Annotated in this window: 22 protein-coding genes and 1 riboswitch; of the genes, 17 read left to right on the forward strand and 5 right to left on the reverse strand. The window is 43.8% G+C overall.

Annotated elements, in window-relative coordinates; all coding sequences use genetic code 11:
• Positions 1-101 precede the first annotated feature (101 nt).
• A complete protein-coding gene (locus NSS66_RS24065) occupies positions 102-776 on the reverse strand; it encodes an NAD(P)H-dependent oxidoreductase (RefSeq protein WP_264454152.1) in 675 nt (224 codons plus the stop codon).
• Between the two features lie 143 nt (positions 777-919).
• On the opposite strand from NSS66_RS24065, the gene NSS66_RS24070 reads away from it, so the two are divergent.
• Positions 920-1,312 (forward strand): winged helix-turn-helix transcriptional regulator, encoded by a 393-nt coding sequence (locus NSS66_RS24070; RefSeq protein WP_068938572.1) that lies wholly within the window; start codon positions 920-922, stop codon positions 1,310-1,312.
• Positions 1,313-1,504: 192 nt separating this feature from the next.
• The gene (locus tag NSS66_RS24075) at positions 1,505-2,497 is read left to right on the forward strand and encodes an ABC transporter substrate-binding protein (protein WP_340959952.1); all 993 of its coding nucleotides are present in this window, start codon (positions 1,505-1,507) and stop codon (positions 2,495-2,497) included.
• Positions 2,498-2,716: 219 nt separating this feature from the next.
• On the opposite strand, the gene NSS66_RS24080 is transcribed toward NSS66_RS24075, so the two are convergent.
• Together NSS66_RS24080 and NSS66_RS24085 are read right to left on the reverse strand one after the other, a co-directional pair.
• The gene (locus NSS66_RS24080) at positions 2,717-3,352 is read right to left on the reverse strand and encodes a cyclodeaminase/cyclohydrolase family protein (RefSeq protein WP_340959954.1); all 636 of its coding nucleotides are present in this window, start codon (positions 3,350-3,352) and stop codon (positions 2,717-2,719) included.
• Positions 3,349-4,215 carry a bifunctional 5,10-methylenetetrahydrofolate dehydrogenase/5,10-methenyltetrahydrofolate cyclohydrolase gene (locus tag NSS66_RS24085; RefSeq protein ID WP_023987125.1) on the reverse strand — a complete coding sequence of 289 codons (867 nt, stop codon included), beginning with the start codon at positions 4,213-4,215 and terminating at the stop codon, positions 3,349-3,351. Before NSS66_RS24085 ends, NSS66_RS24080 begins: the two co-directional genes overlap by 4 nt.
• Before the next feature lie 111 nt (positions 4,216-4,326).
• A riboswitch (ZMP/ZTP riboswitch) is annotated at positions 4,327-4,411 on the reverse strand.
• A gap of 213 nt (positions 4,412-4,624) precedes the next feature.
• Here NSS66_RS24085 and NSS66_RS24090 point away from each other — a divergent pair.
• The 15 genes from NSS66_RS24090 to NSS66_RS24160 all read left to right on the forward strand — a co-directional run bounded on the left by NSS66_RS24090 (position 4,625) and on the right by NSS66_RS24160 (position 18,906).
• Positions 4,625-5,686, forward strand: a complete 1,062-nt coding sequence (locus NSS66_RS24090) for a fatty acid desaturase (RefSeq protein WP_053324689.1) — start codon at positions 4,625-4,627, stop codon at positions 5,684-5,686.
• Between the two features lie 284 nt (positions 5,687-5,970).
• Entirely contained in the window at positions 5,971-6,516 is a 546-nt protein-coding gene (locus NSS66_RS24095) for a PadR family transcriptional regulator (protein ID WP_068938576.1), read from the forward strand.
• Positions 6,494-6,991 carry a hypothetical protein gene (locus NSS66_RS24100; RefSeq protein ID WP_076295784.1) on the forward strand — a complete coding sequence of 166 codons (498 nt, stop codon included), beginning with the start codon at positions 6,494-6,496 and terminating at the stop codon, positions 6,989-6,991. Before NSS66_RS24095 ends, NSS66_RS24100 begins: the two co-directional genes overlap by 23 nt.
• Positions 6,992-6,994: 3 nt before the next feature.
• Positions 6,995-7,117 carry a hypothetical protein gene (locus tag NSS66_RS24105; protein WP_256026584.1) on the forward strand — a complete coding sequence of 41 codons (123 nt, stop codon included), beginning with the start codon at positions 6,995-6,997 and terminating at the stop codon, positions 7,115-7,117.
• A 119-nt stretch (positions 7,118-7,236) separates the two neighbouring features.
• Positions 7,237-8,370, forward strand: a complete 1,134-nt coding sequence (locus NSS66_RS24110) for a sensor histidine kinase (RefSeq protein WP_023987129.1) — start codon at positions 7,237-7,239, stop codon at positions 8,368-8,370.
• On the forward strand, positions 8,367-8,966 hold the full coding sequence (locus NSS66_RS24115; RefSeq protein WP_013308918.1) for a response regulator transcription factor: 600 nt from the start codon (positions 8,367-8,369) through the stop codon (positions 8,964-8,966). Before NSS66_RS24110 ends, NSS66_RS24115 begins: the two co-directional genes overlap by 4 nt.
• Before the next feature lie 146 nt (positions 8,967-9,112).
• A complete protein-coding gene (locus tag NSS66_RS24120; protein ID WP_023987130.1) occupies positions 9,113-9,733 on the forward strand; it encodes a deoxynucleoside kinase in 621 nt (206 codons plus the stop codon).
• Positions 9,733-10,374, forward strand: a complete 642-nt coding sequence (locus NSS66_RS24125) for a deoxynucleoside kinase (RefSeq protein WP_013308920.1) — start codon at positions 9,733-9,735, stop codon at positions 10,372-10,374. The genes NSS66_RS24120 and NSS66_RS24125 overlap by 1 nt, the downstream gene beginning before the upstream one ends.
• A gap of 197 nt (positions 10,375-10,571) precedes the next feature.
• Entirely contained in the window at positions 10,572-11,573 is a 1,002-nt protein-coding gene (locus NSS66_RS24130) for a Gfo/Idh/MocA family protein (protein WP_028542036.1), read from the forward strand.
• Positions 11,574-11,897: 324 nt separating this feature from the next.
• On the forward strand, positions 11,898-12,923 hold the full coding sequence (locus NSS66_RS24135; RefSeq protein WP_310169076.1) for a methionine ABC transporter ATP-binding protein: 1,026 nt from the start codon (positions 11,898-11,900) through the stop codon (positions 12,921-12,923).
• The gene (locus NSS66_RS24140; RefSeq protein WP_023987133.1) at positions 12,913-13,575 is read left to right on the forward strand and encodes a methionine ABC transporter permease; all 663 of its coding nucleotides are present in this window, start codon (positions 12,913-12,915) and stop codon (positions 13,573-13,575) included. Before NSS66_RS24135 ends, NSS66_RS24140 begins: the two co-directional genes overlap by 11 nt.
• A 43-nt stretch (positions 13,576-13,618) precedes the next feature.
• Entirely contained in the window at positions 13,619-14,506 is an 888-nt protein-coding gene (locus NSS66_RS24145) for a MetQ/NlpA family ABC transporter substrate-binding protein (RefSeq protein ID WP_023987134.1), read from the forward strand.
• A 64-nt stretch (positions 14,507-14,570) separates the two neighbouring features.
• Positions 14,571-15,779 carry a M20 family metallopeptidase gene (locus NSS66_RS24150; protein ID WP_023987135.1) on the forward strand — a complete coding sequence of 403 codons (1,209 nt, stop codon included), beginning with the start codon at positions 14,571-14,573 and terminating at the stop codon, positions 15,777-15,779.
• A gap of 255 nt (positions 15,780-16,034) precedes the next feature.
• Complete coding sequence (locus tag NSS66_RS24155; protein WP_340959956.1) at positions 16,035-17,468, forward strand: metallophosphoesterase family protein; 1,434 nt, start codon at positions 16,035-16,037, stop codon at positions 17,466-17,468.
• Between the two features lie 211 nt (positions 17,469-17,679).
• Positions 17,680-18,906, forward strand: coding sequence for an RtcB family protein (locus tag NSS66_RS24160; protein ID WP_023987137.1), 1,227 nt, complete (start codon positions 17,680-17,682; stop codon positions 18,904-18,906).
• 116 nt (positions 18,907-19,022) lie between these two features.
• Here the strand turns inward: NSS66_RS24160 and NSS66_RS24165 are convergent, their stop codons facing one another.
• Both NSS66_RS24165 and NSS66_RS24170 read right to left on the reverse strand, forming a co-directional pair.
• The gene (locus NSS66_RS24165) at positions 19,023-19,913 is read right to left on the reverse strand and encodes a shikimate dehydrogenase (RefSeq protein WP_340959957.1); all 891 of its coding nucleotides are present in this window, start codon (positions 19,911-19,913) and stop codon (positions 19,023-19,025) included.
• A 29-nt stretch (positions 19,914-19,942) separates the two neighbouring features.
• A complete protein-coding gene (locus NSS66_RS24170; RefSeq protein WP_076160067.1) occupies positions 19,943-21,133 on the reverse strand; it encodes an MFS transporter in 1,191 nt (396 codons plus the stop codon).
• Positions 21,134-21,324 lie beyond the last annotated feature (191 nt).

The following is a 21,324-nucleotide window of genomic DNA, read 5'->3' on the forward strand; positions in this document are numbered from 1 at the left end:
GGAATGACAGAATTTTTAAGACTTGAGGTTTTATGAAAAGGGGGTGTCCCAACAGCCATGGAAATGGTTGTGGGACGCCCCTTTGTTTTAGAGAAAAGGTTTTACACCCATTCAATAACCTGATCTACAGATCGCCGAGTTTTGCCACGCGGTTCGTTGAGACGGTATCCAAATGCCACCATACAAGAAATACCGAAATGCTCGGCATCCATAATGCCTTCCTCGGAGAGGATGCGTTCGATTTCCTGTTTATTAAAACCTTCGATAGGGCAGGAATCAATGCCGATTTGAGCTGCGGCAGTCATCATGTTGCCCAGTGCGATGTAGGTTTGTCGGCAGCCCCACTCGAACAAGGCTCTTTTATTTTCCTCCAGCCCAAAATCTGATTTTAGAAAGGCATCATACACTTTCTCTCTGCCTTGAATCACTTCAGCGGATAATTGCTGCACGTTCTCCATCATACTCTTGATATAATTTGATGAGGCTACCATATCTTCAGGAAGTCTAGAGAGGATGAGTACAAAATGGCTGGCTGTTGGCAGTTGTTTTTGGGCCCCCCAAGAGTAAGGCAGCAGCTTCTCACGCATAGCGTTACTCTGAACGACAACAAATTTCCAGGGTTCAAAGCCAAACGAACTCGGGGATAAACGGCCTGTTTCAAGAATAAAGTCGAAGTCAGAATCGCTAATTTTCTTATGGCTATCAAATTCCTTCGTTGCATGTCTGAACTCGTATGCAGATAAGATTTGATCTTTAGTAGTAGTTAAGGTTTCCATCGTTATTCCACTCCTTATGGATGTGATTAAAATTGACGCTTACCAAGTAACATGCTTAATATTAGAATATACATGATCGTTTTTGAAGTACGCACATTAATGTGCTGTAGTATATAAAATGATACCAAGGAGGAGAAAAGCCTATGCGCAATCGGAAAGGCGGCTTTGGGGAATGTACCGCTGGAAATGATCAGGCGTGTCCAGTTGAGTTCACGCTGGACGTGATTGGGGGCAAATGGAAAGGGATTATTTTATATCATCTTATGTATGGGACTAAGCGATTTAGTGATTTTCGGCGGATCTGTCCGGGAATTACTCAGCGTATGCTGACACTCCAATTGCGCGAGCTGGAAGAGGACGGAGTCGTTCACCGTGAAGTCTACCAACAGGTTCCTCCTAAGGTCGAATACTCTCTAACTGAATTTGGAAAAACGCTGATCCCGATTATTAACCTGATGAAGGATTGGGGAGAAGAATATAAAACAAAACAGCGATCACCAGAAAGCAGCCTCCAGCAACCTAGCCCCAATGTGTAGGTTTTGAGACGGCTCCACAAAGAAGACCTGGCCATCATTTTGGCAGGTCTTTTCATTTTTAAAGTGAAATGATGCAAAGTTCGTTTTTCAGTTGACAGTAAGGACGACGCTTGATATATTTCTTACGATATTGATAATCATTATCATGTGTATCGGGAAGATCATCTTCACAATATATAGGGGGCTAATCAGTTGAATAGAAAATCGTATTTTATGATAACAGCTATGTTACTTGTATTGTCTGTATTCATCAGCGCTTGCGGCGGAAATAATAATGGAAGTAATCCGGCTTCATCTTCAGGAGATAAGCAAGAGTCGGCTTCTACTGGAGAGACTAGAAGCTTTAAAACGGTTAAAGGGGATATTCAAATTCCTGCGAAGCCACAGCGCATTGTAACGGATTTTTACGGTGGAGAATTGCTGTCCGTGGGTGCTAACGTGGTGGGTGTGGAGCCGACTGCGTTTCAAAATCCTTTTCTGACCGATTTGCTGAAGGAAAAAGGAACCAAAGAGGTGGGTGATCCGACCAATTTGGAAAAGACGCTGGAACTCAAACCCGATCTGATCGTGGTTATGAAGGATACGAATTATGAGGCTTTGTCTAAAATCGCACCTACCCTATACATTCCGTACGGTACGACGACTAATATCTATGATACGGTCAAGCTGTTCGGAGATATCACCGGGGAAAAGGAGAAGGCTGAGCAATTTATTGCTGCATTTGATAAAAAGGCCGCTGAAGGTCGCGCACGTCTTAAAGGCGTGATTGACGAAAAGGCAACTTTCGGTCTGTATGAGCTGACGGACAAGCACGCACTTTGGATCTTTGGCGACAATGCGGGGCGGGGCGGACAAGCCGTGTACAATGCGCTTAAACTGAATATGCCAAAGAAAACAGCTAACTCCAAGGAACAAACGGTGCAGCTTTCGATGGAGGTATTGCCACAGTATGACGCAGATTATATGTTCCTGACTACGTATGACCCGGAGAAAAAGGGTGACGCGCTCAAGCAACTGAAATCGTCCGCTGTGTGGGGGAATCTTCCTGCGGTGAAGAACAATAGAGTGTTCTTTAACGATTTTGATACGTATTATCGCTATGATCCAATCGCTATTACTGGACAAATTGATATGATCGTAGATATGCTGGTCGAAAGAGAAAAAGAGAATAAAGCTAAACAATAGGTGTGAGATTCTGCGTTGTAATGAATTGTCCAAAACGACTAAGAGATCGCATAATACACGCAGTATCTAGCAATAAAAACCAGTCCAACATGAATCATGTTTGGACTGGTTTTTTATTTACTATTTCGTCGTAATTTCGATAGTATCTTCTTTTTGTATCCAATCAGTTATTTTTTTGAAGAAATGTTTTAGAACAGGTTAAACACGGTTATGAGCAGACTAATTCGCTATTCGACTGCGTACCATCAACAAGGTTTGTTCTTTGATTTGTCCGATTTCACGGATGAGTGCGGCTGTCTTGGTCTCATAGGAGTATTTGACATCCAAGTCTTTCAGCGAAGCAAGGTTAATGTCGATGGTAAGCAGGGCAGATTGAGCTGCTGCTTCGAACAGGATCGCGCCGATGCCAAGATCTGAAATCACATTTTTATTGGACATTTCCACAATGTTGTAGGCTTGCGACAATCCGTCCCGGCATACTTCCAGCAGGCGCATGGGTACCTCAATGGCAGCGATCACCGCTGTCTGTAGGGAATGGGTACGATAGCGCTTTTCTTCGTCTGTTTCCTTGGGCAAACGCAGCGCGGTCATGTACTGTTCAAAGGATTGGATGTCTGCGACCATTAGTTCCTCACAATGTGTAGACAATCTTCCCATGCTGCTAATGACGTCCGTGATTTTTTCATGGATGTGCGCATATTTTTCTCCTTGTGAAAGGTTGGCGGTCATGGAGGTCATAGCCGCGCCTAGTGCCGCAGCTAGTGCGGATACACTTCCTCCGCCGGGGGTAGGCGCTGCACTTGCAGTCTCTTTCAGAAAATGTCCGATGGAATTGTTCCAAGACAGTTCACTCATGAATAGACCACCTCTCTGGAGTAGTGTTGCAGATGTATCGCTTTGAGCAGATTTTTGTACAAAATCGCAGTCGTTAAGGTGCCAACACCGCCGGGAACCGGAGAAATGGCATGTACCTTTTCACCCACGTTTGAAGCAGCGTCACCCACGATTTTTCCTTCCAGTGTCTCGTTAATTCCTGCATCCACGAGAATCAGACCGGGATGGACCATATCCTGCGTAATCACATCAGGGCATCCGACTGCGACGAAGGCAATGTCTGCATGGCTCAGATGCTCTGCAATATCACGCGTACCTGCATGACAGGCGGTAACGGTGGCATTTTCTCTTTGCAACATGTGGAAAAGGGGAAGTCCCACTGTCTGCCCGATGCCCACGAGCGTGACATTTTTGCCTGCCAAGGTGTGACCGTAATGCTTGAGCAGCTCGATACAGGCTTGAGGTGTTGCGGGATATAGTCCGGCGTCACCTGTTACGGTAGCCAGCTTGTTATCAGGTGTTATTCCATCAATATCCTTGTAGGGGGCGATGGATTGTTTAATAACGGAGGCAGAAAGATGTTGGGGAAGCGGCAGTTCCAGCATAATGCCATGTACATGGGATGCATCGTTCAGACTGCCGATCAGGTGCAGTAGCTCGGCTTCGCTAACATGACGATCAAAAGTATGGAGATGAAATGAGATGCCCAGCTTCTCCGCTATTTTTTGCTTGGTCCGGGCATAGTATGCAGATGCCGGATCGCCTTCTACCAATAGGGTCGCCAGATGGGGACGGTGTCCTTGCTGCTTCATTTTTTCTACCTGTGAACGGATCGTTGCATATACTTGCTCTGCTGCTTCTTTGGATTTCATGATTATAGCCATAGTCCGAGCCTCCTCTGAATTTATCGCATGATTTATCAACAGGGTGTCATGGTCTTAAAACGAAAAAAAAGTATTTGCACAAGGTCGTCAAGACAGACGAATCCTCTGCAAATACTTCTCCCAGGCGAACGGTACGCTTTTTTTGTATGCTCCCTCGTGGTTCATTCCACTGACTTCGCCAGTCACATACAGCGTTATTATACCTTATATTTTAACAAATAATCCTCAGAAAAGAAACCCGCGAACATTTGGAAAACGGGTTGTGTTACTTGTCTATATGACAAATGTCATATACCCGAGCTGACGTTTATGACTACAGCGCCTAGAGGCTTTACCTTATACTGAGATTAGATCAACATGTACGCCTAACAGGATCAAGGTATAGGCGTCATTTTAAAGGAGGATCATAATGAGTATGACACAACTCCCATTAGCCCAATTGAAAAAAAATATGGCTCCCTACGAGAAAATAAACACAAAATCCAGCGTTCTGCAACTCATCAATACCTTGGGTCCACTGATCCTATTGTGGTATGCTGCTTATCTTAGTCTGTCGGTTTCGTACTGGCTGACACTTCCAATTGCCATTGTTGCATCGGGGTTTGTGGTACGGACGTTTATTATTTTTCATGATTGTGGTCATCAATCCTTCTTCAAAAGCCGCAAGCTGAACGACATTGTGGGAACGATTACAGGTGTTATTACGCTCTGTCCTTATCACCAATGGAAAAATAGTCACGCAATCCACCATGCAACCAGCAGTAATCTGGATAAAAGAGGCACAGGTGACATGTGGGTGCTTACGGTAGAAGAGTACACAGAGGCTTCCACATGGACACGGCTGGCCTATCGCATATATCGAAATCCTTGGGTTATGTTTGGACTAGGTCCGATCTATACTTTTTTGATTTCCTATCGCTTTAATATCAAGACAGCCAAACGCAAGGAAAAAATGAACACCTATGTGACGAATATATCCATCGTTGCCTTGTATGCACTGTTGTCATGGGCTATTGGATGGCAGGCCTTCCTTCTCGTACAGGCACCTATCTTTTTTGTATCTGGTATGTTGGGAATCTGGCTGTTCTATGTACAACACCAATTTGAGGATTCGTATTTTGAGCACGATGAAGAGTGGAGCTATATTAATGCGGCCGTAGAAGGCAGTTCTTACTACAAGCTTCCTAAAGTATTGCAATGGATTACGGGCAATATCGGATTTCATCACGTTCATCACTTGAGCCCAAAAGTGCCAAATTATAATTTGGAAAAAGCACATGAAGCGACACCGTTACTTCAAAAGGCGACCACGATCACAGTAAGTAGCAGTCTGCAATCTTTGAAGTTTCGACTTTGGGATGAAAATACGAAAACCTTTTTGACCTTTAAACAAGTGAGGCCGCTCCTCAGCAAACGTGTTGCAGTTACGAAACCCATCCCTACACCTGTTGTAAGCACAGAAAGAAAATAACTTTGTACAAAACTTTTCTGAAGAGATGTTGAAAAATTGCAGTTTACTTTGAGAAATCTAAAGGGATAACATCCTTTTAGATTTTTTTGTTTATATTGAAAATGCAGTACTTTCATTCTTTGTTTTAGCAAGCGCTATTGACAAATCGATTGTCAACCTTTACATTCTATATATCGAAACGATATATATCGATTATATATAAATTAGCTACATGTAAACAGAGATAAGTTCCCTTTGATTTCAGAAGGATAATTCACTATGCCAGGAAAGAAGGAATAGATTTTATGTTGATTTATGTAATACTTGGGTTCCTCTGCGAAAAGGATATGACAGGATATGAAATCAAGCAGAAGATGACGATAAGCACTTCCAACTTTATTGATGCCAGCTTCGGAAGCATATATCCTATGCTGAAAAAAATGGAAAAGGGGGAGCTTATCAAGTATGAAGAAGTGGTAGAGGAAGGCAGATTCAAAAAATCATATGGTATTACGGAAAAAGGGAAGAGTGAATTTATAGAATGGTTAAAAACACCATGTACTTTTTCCCCTTTTAATTATGAGTATTTGAGTAAGCTTTTCTTCTATAAATATCTTGACGACATTGAGGTTGTTCGTTTGATTGCCAGCTTTCAAACTACTGTCGCCTGTGAATATAACAAGCTTGCCTTAATAGAAGAGAAGCACGTTCATGAGATGGGTGTATATGAGCACGCGACGTTGATGTTTGGCAAAGAATATTTTCAAATGATTATGAATTGGCACGATGAACTCACAAGAAAAATTACAGGAAAGAAGGATAATGAAGATGAGAATGACAAAGAAATTTAAATTGCAGATTGCAGCTAAAAATGTGGATTTGTACAAATGGGTAACTGAGATGACTCCAGCTGAATATGAATCATTTTCAAAAGCTCACAAGGCAATGGGCAGTTATTTTGAAGATGGTGAATTCTATATGGTTAATGTGGAAAATATGGGGAATGAGATGATTGTTCAGCACTATCAATTAAAAGAGCACACAAAGGATCATTTGCGTTTCTACTCTGACAAGACAGAAGCATATATATGGCGATGGATACCCGCCATCGTTGGAGTTCCATGGGAAATGAAGGTCACGCCTATTGATAACAACTCTTGCGAATTTAGTTGTACGATTGGAGCGGACTTTCCATCTCGGCTACTGGCTTTTGCAGCATGGATAAATGGTTTTGGTGGATTCTTTATGAGAAAACATTTAGCCGATGAGGGCGGAAAATTTGCTAAAGATATAGAAAAGAAATTTAATAACGTTAGGTATGTATAATTCATGAACGAGCTGATCAGAAATATAGACCAGTCCCATTTCAAAGCACGATCTGGTGCAGTGGGTGGAGTGTACAGCGAATGGCTTAAGTTTGAGATCAGTTCCCGCAAAATGGACGGCTTCTAATCAAAGTGTTCATTTGCGGTTCACAGGAAAGGCTTTACCTTTGGTGCTTTCGAGCAGACGAAACAGTGGTATGATAAGATAAGGGATATAAGTCATGTGAAGTAGAAGAGGGTGGCAGAATGCAAAAGTGGTATCAGATTTTCCAAAGAAATACAGGGCTTAGTCCTTATGTGTGGGTCGTCTTTTATATCCTGCCCTTTTACTACTTTAGCTCTTCATCTACAAGTCATATTATTCTGGGTACTGCTATTATCTTGGTATTCTTTGCATGTTATGTACTGGCTTTTGTCTCAAAAGGCTGGCTCATATACTTTTGGACCAGTGTACAGATTGCCATATCGATTACCATGACACTGCTGTTTAGCTATATGTATTTTTCCATATTTATCGCCTATCTGATCGGTAATATTAAAAGTAAGGCTGCATTTACGACGCTGTATATCATTTTAATGGTTATTACGATTGGATTGATCAATTACGGTTTTGTATCTCAGAATCCCGTTTTTATTAAACAGATTCCTTTTATCCTGCTCAATCTGATCGGTGTGATTCTCCTTCCGATTACGAATTTTAATCGCAACAAAAGCGATCGGCTCCAAGTCCAATTAGAGGATGCCAATAAGAAAATATCGGAATTGATTAAGCTGGAGGAACGGCAAAGAATTGCGCGTGACCTGCACGATACCTTAGGTCAGAAGCTGTCACTCATCGGGCTGAAGAGCGATTTGGCGGGCAAACTGATGGATCAGTACCCGGAGCGTGCTCATGCTGAAATTAACGATGTTCGTCTCACGGCGAGAAGCGCGTTAAAAGAGGTGCGGGAAATGGTTACTCAAATGCGAGGTATGCGACTAGAGGATGAGCTGTTACGTATTCGGCAGATCTTAAAGGCTGCTCACATTGAATTGACCTTGGAGGGCGACCCGAAGCTGGAGCATACATCATTAATGAATGAAAATGTACTTAGTATGTGTATGAAGGAAGCAGTGACAAATGTGGTTAAGCACAGTGGAGCCACCGCTTGCTCCATCACTATTGAGCCGTCTCGTAAGGAACTAACTCTTCGGATTCAGGATAATGGAGTCGGTGCTACGAGAGAAAATGGAACCCTTCGTGGAAATGGCCTGCAAGGTATGAAGGAAAGGCTCGAATTCGTGAACGGATGTATGGAGCTGCGCTCAGATCAGGGAACGACCTTGGTCATTAAAGTGCCCAATATCCCTGAAAAGCCGAATGAGGAGGTGGGGCCATGATTCGAATTGTTATTGCAGAAGACCAGCGTATGCTGCTGGGTGCTCTAGCCTCCCTGCTAGACTTGGAAGAGGACATGAAAGTAGTCGGAAAAGCAAGCAACGGGGAAGAAGCTATAGAACTGGTGAAGCTGCACCAGCCGGATATATGCATTATGGACATCGAAATGCCGATTAAGAGCGGATTGGATGCGGCTGAGGAACTCAAAGCCTTGAACTGCAAGGTACTGATTTTAACTACGTTTGCTCGCCCCGGGTATTTTGAACGAGCGATCAAGGCGGGGACACACGGTTATCTGCTCAAGGACAGTCCCAGTGAAGAGCTGGCTTCCTCCATTCGAAGTATTATGGCAGGTCGACGTATTTACGCTCCAGAACTGGTCGATGATGCTTATGCCGAAGTCAACCCGCTAACAGAGCGTGAAAAGACCGTTTTGGCGCTTATTGCTGACGGAAAGAATACAAAAGAGATTGCTGGTGAACTGTATTTAACGACAGGGACGGTGCGCAATTATATTTCAGTCATTCTCGATAAGCTGGGTGTCAGTAACCGGATCGAGGCGATTACACGTTTTAATGAAAAAGGTTGGTTTAAGTGAGAAACAGGGACGCTATGAAGCAAAATGTAGCGCTCTGTTTTTTTTGTTTTATCCATAGATTTGGTATGCCTTTAGCGTACTACCTTGTGATACAATAGGATAGTTGTCCACAGGATGGACTGGAGTACAAGGAGGAGCAGAACTGCATGAAACAAGCCCCATTTATAGCCGTTGAAGGGCCAATCGGAGCAGGTAAAACGACGTTGGCTTCGATGCTTTCAACCGAGCTACATTTGCCGATAATCAAAGAGATTGTCGAGGAGAACCCATTTCTCGATAAATTTTATCAAAATATAGATGAGTGGAGTTTTCAGCTGGAAATGTTCTTTCTCTGCAATCGGTATAAGCAGCTGGAGGATACTGGTCTGCAATATATCGAGAAAGCTCAGCCCGTTATTTCTGATTATCATATCTACAAGAATTTGATTTTTGCTGAACGTACGCTTAAGGGTGTGAAGCTCGAAAAATATCGTCAAATCTATCATCTGCTCACGGATGATATGCCTAAGCCAGACATTATCATTTATATTAAAGCAGATTTGGATACCTTGCTGGGGAGAATTCGCAAGCGTGCACGCTCTTTTGAACAGGAGATGGACCCCGCCTATCTGGAGCAATTAATAATAGATTATGATAAAGGCATTCAGTTTCTCGCTGAACAGTCCCCTTCCCCTCGTATATTGACCGTGAACGGGAATGAAATTGATTTTGTAGAAAACCAGGCACAATTTAAACAAATTGTTTCCGATGTAAAGGAGCTTATATAGTGAATAATTACAACATTCCTGCGAATGCCCTGATTACGGTAGCGGGTACAGTGGGTGTAGGTAAATCCACGCTGACTGGTGCTTTGGCCGGACGCCTTGGTTTTAAAACCTCTTTGGAGCAGGTCGATCATAATCCCTATCTGGAGAAATTTTATCACGATTTCGAAAGATGGAGCTTTCATTTGCAAATTTATTTTCTCGCGGAACGCTTCAAGGAACAAAAGAATATTTTCTTGTCTGGTGGAGGTTTTGTGCAGGATCGTTCTATTTATGAGGACACAGGCATTTTTGCGAAAATGCATGCCGATCAGGGAACGATGAACCCTACCGATTATGAAACGTATACTAGCCTGTTTGAGGCGATGGTGATGACACCGTTTTTCCCGCACCCTGATGTGTTGATCTATTTGGAAGGCAGCTTGCCCTCCATACTGAGTCGGATTGAGGAGCGCGGTCGCGAGATGGAGATCCAGACCGAGCGTTCTTATTGGGAGCAAATGCATCGCAGATATTCCAATTGGATCAACGAATTTGATGCCTGTCCTGTACTGCGTCTGAACATTGATGAATATGATGTACACGACCCAGCTTCCATGGATGCCATTTTGGAAGAAGTAGGAAAAGTAATATCAAAAAAATAGAGATATAACCCCAAATAAATAACAGGGACTGTGGTACAATCAGTATAAATTATGCTGATAGACTACAGTCTTTTTTTGTCGAATGAACATGTTAAAGCATGAGATATGACTAACGGTATAGTGGACAAGTTTAGGCTGGAATGCGAGAATAGGTACATATGAATTGTAATGACTCACGGGAAGGATGGGATACTGTGATGCGTTTTGGTATTGTTGGAACCAACTGGATAACAGAGAGGTTTATTCAAGCTGCGATGGAGACGGACGAATTTTCCCTGACGGCGGTGTACTCACGCACAGAGGATAAGGGCAAAGCTTTTGCTGACAAATATAACAGCCAGCCGGAGGTTTTTACAGACCTGGCGCAAATGGCCGCAAGTGATCAGGTCGATGCCGTATATATTGCCAGCCCCAATTCCTTACATGCGGAGCAGGCGATCTTATGTATGAATCACGGAAAGCACGTGTTGTGTGAGAAACCTTTTGCGTCTAATACAGCAGAGGTGAAGAGCATGATCGAAGCCGCGCGCAACAACGATGTTCTGCTGATGGAGGCCGTTAAATCCACACTTATGCCTAACTTTAAAATAATAAAGGATCATATGTATAAAATAGGCCGGGTTCGGCGTTATTTTGCAAGCTACTGTCAATACTCCTCACGCTTTGATGCTTTTAAGCAAGGTAAGGTATTGAATGCGTTTAATCCGGCCTTTTCCAATGGTTCCTTGATGGACCTTGGAGTGTATTGTTTGTATCCTATGGTGACTTTGTTCGGCAAACCTGAGGAGGTTCGGGCGGTTGGTGTACTTTTATCCTCTGGTGTCGATGGCGAGGGCAGTATCGTGATGAAGTATCCTGATATGGATGCTACGGTCATGTATTCCAAAATTACAGATTCCTATCTGCCTGCTGAAATTCAGGGTGAGAATGGAACGATGGTGATCGACAAAATCAGTCAGCCCTATGAGGTGAAAATTCATTATCGGGACGGCACGATTGAAGATCTGACCAAAGCTCAGACGCGTGAGCCAATGTATTATGAAATTCAGGAATTTATTGATTTGATCAAGAGTGGTGAACGCAACAGTTCCATTAACTCCTTGGAGTGTTCACTTACAGTCGCTGAAGTGATGGAGGAGGCAAGACAACAATTCGGCCTTCGTTATGAAGCAGATTTGAAAAATACTTCTACACATTAGTCAGTGGAATGATCAAGATTGCAATTCACAAAGGGCTGCCGATTTTGCAAACTTTGCAAATATACGGTTAGCCTTATTTGGCTTTGTAGCCCTAAAAGTGTAAGCAATTGTAATGACAGGAGTCAGAAGGCTATATTCATTTTTTATTGACAGATTCTCCTTCTTGTCTTAAGGTGTTAACAATGCAATATACAGTTAAATAATCCCACCTTCGTTCAAACGAAGATTAGGGAATTTTTTTAGGGTATAAATCCGATTAAATCCACCGGATTACTAAAATAGGATGGAGGAATACATACATTGTAGACGTAAGGAGGAAGCAGTTTGATAAAGTTTGAACAAGTTAGCAAAATATTTACCTTACCCAATCGTAAGGTAAATGCACTCGAAAAGGTTTCGTTATCGGTTAAAAAAGGAGAAATTTTCGGCGTGATTGGCTTTAGCGGTGCAGGTAAAAGTACGCTGCTGCGGCTTGTCAATCTACTGGAACGCCCCTCAGAGGGACGAATTGTCGTTAATGATCAGGATGTTACTCAGATACGTCCTAAGGAACTAAGAAATTTAAGAAGACGGATCGGGATGGTATTCCAAACCTTTAATTTGTTTAACTCTCGTACTGTATATGGGAATCTGGCTTATCCTCTAAAACTGGCTAAACTGCCCAAGGCACAGATAGATGCTCGTGTTAAGGAACTGCTGCAATTTGTTGGATTGGAGGATAAAGCGGATTCCTATCCGGAGCAGTTATCTGGCGGTCAAAAGCAACGGGTCGGCATTGCCAGAGCACTGGCGAATTCGCCCGATATTCTCATCTGTGATGAAGCGACCTCGGCCCTCGACCCGGAAACGACAGAAGATATATTGAGGCTGCTGAAAAAAGTAAATGAAGAGTACCAGATTACGATCTTGCTCATTACCCATGAAATGAATGTGATTCGCAGTATTTGTGATCGTGTGGCGGTGATGGAGAATGGTAGGGTGATTGAGCAGGGCAGTGTGTTCGATGTATTTGCCAATCCACAGACGAAGACGACGAAAAATTTTATTCGCTCTGTACTGAATGATCAGCTTTCACCCAAACTGCTGAGCAAGATTCGGGAGCATCACGCTGGCCGATTGTACAGACTTGTTTTTCGGGGTGGGGCGACCAGTGAACCGGTGCTTTCTAGAGCGACACGGAAGCATAATCTGGATTACAACATTGTATATGGAAGTATTAATGAGCTACAGGGAGCGCTGTTCGGAAGCTTAATTGTCGAGTTAATCGGTGCAGACGATGAAGTTAACAAGGTCGTGGAGGAACTACGAACGACGGTGGAAGTCAGGGAGGTCGTCGATCATGAGAGTTAATTGGGATACATTTTGGCTCAAGGTAGTGGAGGCTACAGGGGAAACGCTTTTGATGGTTGTTGTTACGCTGATTTTTGCCAGTATTCTGGGGCTTATGATTGGTTTAGTACTGTATGTGACACGTAAAGGGAGCTTGTTTGAAAACAAATTTGTGTTTATGTTTCTGAATTTGCTGATTAATATCATTCGCCCGATTCCGTTTATCATTTTTTTAGTGGCGATTAGCCCGTTTACGCGTTTAATCATGGGAACCACGATTGGAACCTCGGCGGCTATTTTCCCAATGACTATTGTAGCGGCCTTTGCTGTAGCGAGAATTGTGGAAAATAATCTGGTCTCCATAGATCCGGGCATGATAGAAGCTGCCAAGGCACTGGGAGCGACTCCATTTCAGATCATCACGGGTGTGTTGATTCGGGAAGCGCTGGGACCTTTGATTCTAGGGTTGACGTTTATTACCGTGGCCTTGATTGATTTCTCTGCCATGGCTGGTACGGTGGGCGGAGGAGGCCTTGGGAACCTGGCAATGACCTATGGTTATCAACGATTCGATACTTCGGTCATGATTGTCACGATTGTTTTGCTGATCCTTTTTGTACAGGTCGCCCAATATGCGGGGAATTACTTGTCTCGTAAATTTCTACGGCGCTAATGGGAACAGAGTATTATACATAACGATTAAAGGGGAAATGAAAATGAAAAAAATATTTCGCTTGGGTTTATTGGCTATTCTTAGTGTAGCGGTTCTATCTGCTTGCTCAGCTAACGGTTCGGGCTCAAATGCAAATGAAAAAGTACATGTTAAAATCGGGGTTTCAGGATCTGAGGACACGTATTGGGATGTGCTCAAGAAGAAAGCAGAGGCCAAAAATATTGAAATTGAGCTGATCAGTTTCTCGGATTATACATTACCCAATAAGGCGCTCGCCAATAAAGAGGTAGATTTGAATTCCTTTCAACATTTGGCCTTTCTCAGTCAGTTTAATGTAGAAAATGATGTGAATATCGTCCCTATTGGTGCAACGATTATCGCTCCAATGGCACTGTACTCTGAAAAATTCAAAAACGTATCGGATATTCCTGACGGCTCCAAAATTGCTATACCGGATGATCCGTCCAATCAGGGACGGGCTTTAAAACTTCTCCAGTCTGCAGGGCTGATTAAATTGAAGCAGGATGCGGGCCTGTATCCGACCACGGATGAAATCGAAGGGAATCCTAAAAAGCTGGAGATTGTCCCAGTTGTCGCCCAGCAGACGCCGCGCGTCTTGTCTGATGTAGCCGCCTCAGCTGTGAACAGCGGTGTTGCTACAGATGCCGGGCTCAAGCTGGATGGAGCCATCTACAAGGATGATGCAAGCAGCGAAGAAGCGAAGCCATATGTGAACGTGTTTGCTGCCCGGGCGGAGGATAAGGATAATGCGACTTACAAAACGATCGTGGATTTGTACCATGATGCTGATGTAGCCGAGGCGGTAAAACAGGATTCTAAAGGAGCTAACGTCGTGGTAGACCAGTCTGCCGAAGAGCTACAGGCCACATTGGATAAGCTGGTAGCAGATGTTAAAGCGCAAAAGAAATAAGAATGTTGAACAGAAGTAGGGTTGGAAGCATACTAATCTATTTTCGAAACGAGGAGAGATTGCGATGAGTACAACGAATACGGTCGATACACATAGACAGCGGATTATTAAGGAAATTGAGGAGTCTCGTCAGCTTTACACGGAAACGAGCCGGTTTATTCATGCTAATCCCGAAATCGGCAATCAAGAATTTCAGGCTTCCCAGGCACTGACGGGCATTTTGGAGCAAGCGGGGTTTGAGGTAACTCGTAATGTAGCGGGACACGAAACCGGATTTGTTGCGCGTAAGGCTTCTGCTAGACCAGGTCCGAAAATCGGATACTTGGCTGAATATGATGCATTGCCCGGTCTGGGCCATGCTTGTGGCCACAATATTATCGGAACCGCAAGCACGGCAGCAGCCATCGCCTTGGCGCAGGTGATCGACGAAACGGGAGGTGAGGTGTATGTGTTCGGTACACCAGCGGAAGAAGGCGGTCCTAATGGCAGTGCAAAAGGCAGCTTCGTGAAGCACGGGCTGTTCGAAGGGATTGATGCTGCACTGATGGTTCATCCATCCGGTGTGACCCGGCTGACCTCACCAAGTCTGGCAGTTGATCCGCTAGATTTTCATTTTTACGGCAAAGCGGCTCACGCCGCAGGATCACCAGAGCAGGGAATCAATGCGCTCGATGCGGTGCTGCAGTTGTTCAGCGGTATCAATGCTTTGCGTCAGCAACTGCCGACCGATGTGCGTATTCATGGCATCATTACGCATGGAGGAGACGCGCCCAATATCATTCCGGACTATGCGTCGGCACGCTTTTTCATTCGGGCAAGTACTTGGCAGCGCACAGAGGAGGTTTCCACGAAAGTTCGCCATATCGCAGATGCTGCTGCTTTGGCAACAGGAGCCACTGTGAAAATCGAACGTTTTCAAAATGAAGTGCGTGATTTCATTCTGAACGATACCCTGGATGAGGTAGTAGGTCGTGAACTGGAAGCGCTGGGAGAACAGTTGGATCGTGGCCCTCGTGCCGGACTGGGTTCGACGGATGCGGGAAATGTAAGCCATGTTATCCCGACTGCACATGCTTACATTAAGATCGGTCCGGATGATCTCATCGCTCATACGGTGGAATTCAGGGAAGCGGCTGGCTCTGAGAAGGGTGAGGAAGCCTTAGTGATTGGAGCCAAGGCGTTAGCCTTGTCAGGCTTGGAGCTACTGGTGAATGAAACACTACTGGTTGCGGTGAAGGAAGATTTTAAGCGTACGCATTCAGCGGCACAGTAAGCCAAGTCCACACATGGCATAGCAGAGCCGTCTAATATGAGTGTTATAGTTGAAGAGGATATCCTACAGTCTGTTTGGCTGCATGGATATCCTTTTTCATTTTCTTATAAGCTGCTATCATTGCTCCTCAATCGCTAGGTTACTCATAACCTCATTTTTACAAAGTACTATATTTCCAAAAACAACGTATTAACATTTGATTGTTATGATTATAGTTATAACTTTTACATATTAACTGCAAAGAGGAGTGTACACATGTTTAAGAAGTTTCAAAAGTGGTCAGCAACATCTATGTCTGTTGCTCTTGCACTAGGTTTGATTACTGGCATGTCAGCCTTACCTGTCCATGCTGAGTCACCAGGGAACACAGATCAAGGGATTAGTAAAGTTACAGCTACATTTTATGGAGACACAAAAGTCTCCAAAGGATTTACTTGGTATACTTCAAAACTTTTCACGAAGAGCACTGTTCAAGTAATCAAGAAAACGGCTTCTGAAGCTGATTTTACGAGTGCTCTTACATTTGAAGGCACTTCCTCTCCATCGACCAATTCTGCAGAAGAGCTTGTCCATAAAGCTGTAGCTACAGGTCTTCAAGCGGACACAGCTTATTATTATCGTGTGGGTGATGCAGCGCGCGGGATATGGAGCGAAACAGGTACGTTTCAAACGGCTCCTAAGAGCGGTGAATTTACCTTCATTGATCTAGCTGATACACAAGCAAAAAGCGAAGATGAAGCCATATTGTCTTCACAGACGCTCGAAAAAGCACTTCAAACTGTAGGTAATGCTCAGTTTGTAGTCCACAACGGAGATATCGTAGATACGGGTACCAAAGAAGAGCAGTGGAACTGGCTGCTGGGGCATTCACAAAAAAGCCTTTTGAATACAACCATTGTTCCTTCAGCAGGTAATCACGAGGATGAGAACTACGCTTTTTATGATCACTTTAATATTAACGAACCTTCTGGTTCCGCTACTAAAACAGGAGCGTACTACTCTTATGATTACAGCAATACTCACTTTATCGTACTGAACTCCAATGAGGACTCAGAGAAATATGCCAATTTTTCTGAAGCTCAAGTCGAATGGTTAAAGAAAGATGCAGCAGCAGCCAAAAGGGCAGGTGCAAAGTGGATCATTGTTAACATTCATAAAGGTCCTTACACTACCTCTAATCATGCAACAGATTCTGACATCATGGATAAGAATGGAGTTCGTAACCAAATCGCTCCACTAATGGCCGAACTTGATATCGACTTTGTCGTGCAAGGGCACGATCATATTTACGCTCGTACGAAACCAATCAACCAAGAGGGTAAAGCAACAACGCCAACAAAATTAAAAGATACATTAAATGATAAGACGATTGAATATAGTGTGAATCCAGATGGAAGTATCTATGTCATCCCAGCAACCGCTGGCCCCAAAGTCTACTACAAAAACCCAAGTGAAAAACTTGGAGATAAGTACTATAATCTCTTTGAATTAGCTGAAGAGAATCATGCGGCAGTATATGGCCCAGATCCGAGTGACAATCGTAGACCAACACGTGGACAGGTACAGAATTTTGTTGGCATTACTGTAGACGGAAATAAACTTACAGCCGTAACGTATGAAATTGATCAAAACAAAAATGATGCCAAGCCTTTTATTGTGGATCAATTCGGAATCATCAAAAAAGATTAGTATAATTGATTTAATAGTTTCTAAATGATCATAAAAGGATATCCTACAGTCTGGTTGGCTGCATGGGTATCCTTTTTCATTTTCTTAGGGGATATCTACTATTGTACTTGTAATACTTACGCCCTGTTCGGAAGCTGGTAAAACGTACATAATGCAATTAACGACTTTACAAGTTTAAACATGGAGTGACTTACAGGAGGATGAAACGACGATGGCTTATCAAGAAATCAATGGAGTACGAGTATGGGGATCACCTGATCCAGGGGCATTATCTCAAGCTCGTACATGTGCCGAAAACGGTAATGTAATTCAAGCGCTGCTGATGGCAGATCATCATAAAGGCTACAGTCAGCCGATTGGCGGTGTGATGGTGTATGACGGACAAATTTCGCCTTCAGGTGTCGGGTATGATATCGGTTGCGGAAATAAGGCGGTAAGAACCAAGCTGTTTGCAGCAGATATTATGCCGCGTATTTCAGCCGTGATGGATGAGGTTGCATGTCATATTTCGTTTGGCGTAGGTCGTGTGAATGCAATTCAGATAGACCATGAGCTGTTCGATGACCCGGATTGGGCAGTATATGCGGCGATTGGGAAACAAGAACATGACAAACTGAAGTCCTTGGCGAGAGAACAGCTGGGTACAGTAGGGAGTGGTAATCATTTTGTTGATGTATTCGTCGAGGAAGCGACAGGACAGGTCTGGATTGCCAATCATTTCGGCAGCCGGGGCTTTGGACACAAAACAGCAAGTGGGTTTCTAAATTTGGCCGCTGGACGAGAGTTTCTCGGAAAGGCGCCGGGAGAGCATATGGATCAGCCGCCTGTGCTGCTGGATATGAACAGTGAGTTGGGGGATATGTACTACCGTGCGATGCGCCTTGCCGGACGCTATGCGTATGCGGGACGTGACTATGTGATAGAACAAGTGCTTGGTATTATGGGGACCGAAGCGGACTTTACTGTGCATAACCACCATAATTACGCATGGAAAGAACAGCATGATGGGCGTGACACCATTGTGGTCCGTAAAGGCGCTACTCCCTCGGCACCTGGCCAGATGGGCTTTATTGGAGGAAGCATGGGCGATATTTCGGTGATTGTACGCGGAAAAGATTCGGTAGAAAATCGGGATTCCTACTATAGTACAGTTCATGGGGCAGGTCGTATTATGAGTCGTACCCAGGCAGCTGGTAAAATGAATTGGAAAACCCGCACACGGAGTGGTGGACAAATCACGGACGTACAGATGAAGGAGGCCGTTCTGAACTATAGTGTCGAGCTGCGCGGAGCCGGTACAGATGAAAGCCCGTTCGTCTACCGTAAACTGCGCGAGGTACTGGACGCTCATTCCGAGACCGTGGAAGTTATGCATGAACTGAAGCCCATTGGGGTATGCATGGCTGGGGCTAATGAATTTGACCCTTATAAGGATTAATAAAAAGACTATGCCAGGCAGAAGTGTTCATTCGCCGAGCATAGTCTTTTGAGTACATAAATGAGTATATAATAGAAGGAATTCATTGCTTGATGCGTTTGTTAGTAGCTCTATGTTTACAGCTTGTCAGCAAAAAGCTGTTCTTTAATATAAGCGACTGGCATTTCTTGGCCTGTCCACAGTTCGAAGGCAAGTGCGCCCTGCCACAGCATCATGCCCAGACCGTTAATGGCAGTTGCACCTACGGATTCGGCTTGTTCCATCAACTTGGATTTAGCTGGGCTGTACACTACATCGGTTACGATCAGGTCGGAACGAAGCATGGACACATCTTCAATCACACTTTTGCCTTCTAACGGTTTCATACCAACCCCTGTACCGTTAGCGAGAATATGACTTGTGCGGATCTCTTCACGTAGCTGTTCTTGATTTTCCAATGGATAGATATTCGCCTTAACTTGGGTGTGTTTCATATCTTCATTAATAATACGGACATTCTCTTCTGCACGAGCAAAGAACTGATCGTTACGGGCAAAGATTGAAATTTCAGCCAGACCTGCTTGAGCCGCTTCAATAGCAATCGGTGTAGCTGCGCCGCCAGAGCCGACAAGTGTCATTTTCTTACCTTTCAGGTCAATGGCGTGTTCACGCAAGTTACGAACATAACCAGATCCATCTGTACTGTAGCCTTTCAGTTTACCATCTGTGTTCACGACGGTGTTGACGGCACCTGTAAATTTAGCGCTGTCGTCCAGCTCGTCAAGATACTGTAGAATAGCTGTTTTATTAGGCATAGACACGTTATAACCGCGTATGTTCAGAGCGCGCATCCCCCGTACCACTTCTTCAAGTTGTTCATTTCCTACTTCAAAGGCCATATACACGTTATTTAGACCCAGCTTTTCAAACGCAAGATTATGCATAGCCGGGGACAAAGAGTGTCCGATTGGTGTAGCAAGCAGTCCGATTAGTTGTGTTCTTCCGTCAATACGTCCAGCATTTTTCATGATATAAGCCTCCACGTAATCTGTGTAGTTTAATGAAATACTTTTTTATATCGATAAGCAACAAACACGGCCAGCAAAATACTGACTACAGCAATCGCAATATCCAGAATGAATACCGAGGTAATTCCCAAACTTTTGGACATGCCCCCGGTAGCCAAAGGCATCAGGATGAACGAAAGACTGGCTGCTATGTTCACGAGAGAAGTCGTAGTGCCTTTGTTCTTGCGGAAAAATTCCGTCATAACCGTGAGGGCAATTTGGAATATGCCTGCGGTAGACAAGCCGATCAAGAATGAACTGATCAAAGTAGCGACAGGATTGTGCCATGTAATTAAAGCCAACAAAGAAAGTAGGGCAATAAGCGGATATACAATCATGACAGTAATCGGTTTAATGAATTTACCAAGTACCACTGCTAACAAAATAACGGAAACCAATGAACCTATACTATAGTAGCTCAGCAGTTTAATGGCACTGGCTTTGTCCATGCCCAGGGCCTCTTGTCCAAAGGTAGGAAGCCATAGCTGCACGATCATGAACAATACAGTAGAAGTAAAACCGATAATAATCAGAGATAAACCTTCTTGCCAAAACTTAGGCTCGCTGCGGAAAGTATCTGTGGATTGAGCAGCCTCGGTTGGAGCCTTTTGTTCCTCAGCTTTGTGGTTGGGGAAAGCTGTCATCGATAAGAAGATACCGTTCAGCAGATAAATCCCTGCTGGAATAAAGAAGGAATATCCATAGAACATATCGTGATTAATAAAGAATGCAATCATGAACGGAATCACAATAGCACCGATAGAGATGGATGCTTTGACCAGTACAGTTGCAGATCCAGCTTTTTTTCCAAAGCCTTCAATTAATGCAGGATACGTTCCTGAATCCATCATAGAGTTGCAAAGCCCTGCGATAATGGCAAACACGAATGCCAGCGAATAGTTAGGTGCAAGCGGAATGCCAATCAGAAAGATTAAATAAGCAAATGATGCAATAACAATGAGTGGTTTTCTTCCGTATTTGTCTGACATTTTTCCGGCTACCCCGAGAGCGAGCAGCTTACCGATCCCAATCGCGGACACCAGATAGCCGATGGCTGCTTTATCCGTGTTCAATTGGACGGTCAGGAAGCTCATATTCGACGAGAGAATAACATTGATCATACCCAGAAGAAAATAGTTGATGTAAAGCCCTGCTGCCATTCTGATATAAGGATTTTTCATAAGTGTAACTCCCAACTTAAATTTTAGATCAATGGCCTAGGTAGGCATCGTCCAGCGGTATTGCATTACGCCTACAGATAAGTGAAATTATTCACATTCTTTCTATGTCATTATTATATAAGGAGTGTTATTATAAATCCAATGCATATTTCTATCGTTTTTCATAGTTTGGGTCTATAATTTAAAATATG

Origin of the sequence: Paenibacillus sp. FSL R10-2748 (genome assembly GCF_038005565.1) — a bacterium.
Taxonomy (GTDB): domain Bacteria; phylum Bacillota; class Bacilli; order Paenibacillales; family Paenibacillaceae; genus Paenibacillus; species Paenibacillus polymyxa_B.